Origin of the sequence: Steroidobacter sp., assembly GCF_016790065.1 — a bacterium.
Taxonomy (GTDB): Bacteria; Pseudomonadota; Gammaproteobacteria; order Steroidobacterales; family Steroidobacteraceae; genus Steroidobacter.
In genome coordinates this window covers 1-2,938 of the sequence record NZ_JAEUPY010000417.1, presented here as the reverse complement: position 1 = coordinate 2,938, position 2,938 = coordinate 1, and the positions used below count along the sequence as shown (strand labels likewise).

The 2,938-nt window shown below is 60.3% G+C and carries 3 protein-coding genes; 2 read left to right on the top strand and 1 reads right to left on the bottom strand.

From position 1 onward, the window contains the following. A partial coding sequence (locus JNL55_RS17270; protein ID WP_293856199.1) for a TonB-dependent siderophore receptor occupies positions 1-1,040 on the top strand: 1,040 nt, incomplete at its 5' end. 45 nt (positions 1,041-1,085) lie between these two features. Here the strand turns inward: JNL55_RS17270 and JNL55_RS17265 are convergent. Then, positions 1,086-2,198, bottom strand: a complete 1,113-nt coding sequence (locus JNL55_RS17265) for a helix-turn-helix domain-containing protein (RefSeq protein ID WP_293856196.1) — start codon at positions 2,196-2,198, stop codon at positions 1,086-1,088. 221 nt (positions 2,199-2,419) lie between these two features. Here JNL55_RS17265 and JNL55_RS17260 point away from each other — a divergent pair. After that, the coding region (locus JNL55_RS17260) for a hypothetical protein (RefSeq protein ID WP_415923099.1) at positions 2,420-2,938 on the top strand (519 nt) is incomplete at its 3' end.

Genomic DNA, 2,938 nt, shown 5'->3' with positions numbered 1-2,938 from the left:
TCGGCATCGATACGCTGTTGATAGGCTCGTTCGACATGGGCTCGGTTCATCACCGACTGGCGGCAGGCTTTGAATACGGCCGGCAGCGCGTCGACAGCAAACCCTCCTACGCTTTCTCGCCGCTGGTGGCGTTCGACCTGTTTGCTCCCGACTACAGCGTCTTTCAACGCGGCGACTTCGCACTGTTCCCGTCGCTGCGCGAGGACGAGAGTCGGGGTTTGTACTTCCAGGATGAGATCAAACTCGGTCGACTGACCGTCACGGCCGGCGGACGCTTCGACTGGGTGACTGTGGAAACGGCAACGTCGACAGAGAAGCACGATGCCTTCGTGCCACGCGTGGGCGCCACTTATGAGATACGTCCGGGCTTGGCCGGCTATGCAAGCTATAGCGAGTCCTTCAATCCCCAGGTCGGCATGCTCGACGTCGAAGGCCGCGCACTCGACCCGGAGACTGGCACTCAATATGAGCTTGGACTGAAACTCCTATCACCCGACGGTAAATACAACGTCACCACGGCGATTTATGAGATCACGCGCTCCAACGTCGCCAGTGCGCTGCCTGCACCGGCGGGCCGCTACGACACCTCCGGTCGGCAACGCAGCCGCGGCTTCGAGGTCGATAGCCAGATCAAGCTCATGCGAGGCTGGGAAATGATCGCCTCCTACGCCTACACCGACGTCGAAGTCCTCGAAGATTACGTGACGCCGAAAGGCAACTGGCCAGTCAACATTCCCCGCCAGGCGGCGAGTTTGTGGACGAAGTACGTCATCCAAGACGGTTCGTTACGCGGCCTCGGCTTCAGCGTGGGCGGCAGTCGCTACTCCAAGATGGCGGGCGATCCGGCCAACACATTCTTCGTCCCGGCGTACACACTGGTCAACGCGAACATCAGTTACGCCCGCGCCAACGGCTTCAACGCACAGCTCAACGTCGACAATGTGCTCGACGAGTTCTACGCGGCCGGCGCCTTCACCGACATGTTCGTGAACTACGGCAGGCCGAGAACCGTGCGTCTGACCATCGGTTGGTCTCTTTAATAAATGTTGGATGCGTGGGCCGTGCAAATCGCACGGCTCACGCGGTCAGTGAGCAGACTTGGCTCGGCGGGTACGCTGATTCTTCACTCGCAAGGCATCGCTCGATGCCAAGCGCATCTGCATGGGCGGCATGCCGAACGCAGCCCTGAAGGCACGGGTGAAGCTCGCAGAATGCACGTAGCCACATTCCAGTGCGATCTCGACCATGGAGAGCGTCGTATCGGAGATCAGCTCGCGTGCGAGATCCATGCGCAGCTTGTCGCGGATTTCGCCGACGGTGCCGCCATAGATCATCCTAAAGCCGCGCTGCAGCCGCTGGCGCGTCAGGCCGACCGCCTGAGCGATCTCCTTGACGTCGGAAGGCTCATCGAGACTGTTACGAATCAGGCGCATGGCCTCTTGGAGTTTCTTGTGGTCGGTCTCGGAGAAACATCCCTGCTCCTCGCTTTCCACGGCACGAGAAAGATTGAAAAGGATGTGACAGGCCAGTTCGAGCGCCTTGGCCGTCAGAAATGCGTGACGGAAGCTGCCTTGGAAGGGCGGCTTGATCATCTGGTGGGCTGCGAGCAAGGCAAGCTGCGTCAACGGTACGTTACGGCACGAGAGGTGCTCGTCGTGACGTAGGAAGTCCACCACCTCGCTCGGCAGATCCGCGGGCTCGAATCCTGTCGTCTTGAGTAAGCGCGAGCGTTCAAGGAATACCGTTACCCAGCGGAGTTGCTGCCCCGACTGCGGAAAAGTCTCCAGCTCATGTCCATTCGTTGCGCCGTAGACGGTGCAGTAGCCGTGCGCCAGCTCACCTTCATTCCCCAGCTGATAGGTCAACGGCAGCTTGCCTTCCAGCACCGCAGACAGCGCCAAGTAATCCGAAGCGCTATGCCGGCGAGGCAGGCCCTGCGTCACGGTCATGTCGACGATGCTCACGCAGATGCCGTGCCCGAGCTGATAGAACTCCCAGCTACCGCTCGCCACCTCGGGATCGTATTCGTAATGAAAGCCGAACCCCGGAGGAATGAGCCGGCACCAGCCGTCGCTCATTCGTCTGGCCGCTTTGCCCGCCCTGCGCTGACTTTCCAGCATTTGCAGCATGTCTTCCATGCTGCGATTACTCTGGGGACTGAGGTCCTGGGAGCGGATGTCACCGGTCGAAGTTGCCATACGTTTCGGTTCCTGCCGGGCCAGGCCAAAAGTATGCACACCACAGGCGGCTTTGCACAATTGTTCGATCCAGCTGCCGGTCGGCTGCTAGCAATGCCGCTTCTCTAAGTTCGCTACCGCACCGACAGCCCGGTCGACTCGGTGCACCCTGGCCCATTGAATCTGGCGCAGGAGAACGTCCTTGACCGCGATCTATCACCGTCGTTTCCGGAGTATGCAAGATAGTCTTTAAGTACCGGCCGGCACCGCCTTGGAACAGCTCTGCGATCATTCGCGAGGAGCTGTTCAGCATCACCCGCCTCGAACAGCACGCTGAGAGCCTGGCGCAATCACAACCCGTCACGGCACGGCCACAACGCAGACGCTCGCTCAATGCACGCCTCGGCGACAACGCCGCGGTGCTGCTCAGTGCCTACCGAACCATTACTTTGTCGGCCAGCAAGGGCAGCAACATCACGCCCGCCGGGGAATGGCTGGTCGACAACTATCATGTGATCGAACAGCAGATCCGCAAGATCCACAGCGACCTGCCGCCGAGCTTTTATCGACAGTTGCCGAAGCTCGCTGACGGCCCGTTTGTCGGCTATCCGCGCGTCTTCGGCATGGCGTGGGCTTGTGTCGCGCACAGCGACAGCCGCTTCGACATGGACTCGCTGATTCGTTTCGTCCGCGCCTATCAAGTGGTGCAGCCACTGACCATCGGCGAGTTATGGGCCATGGCAATCACGCTCAGTATCGTG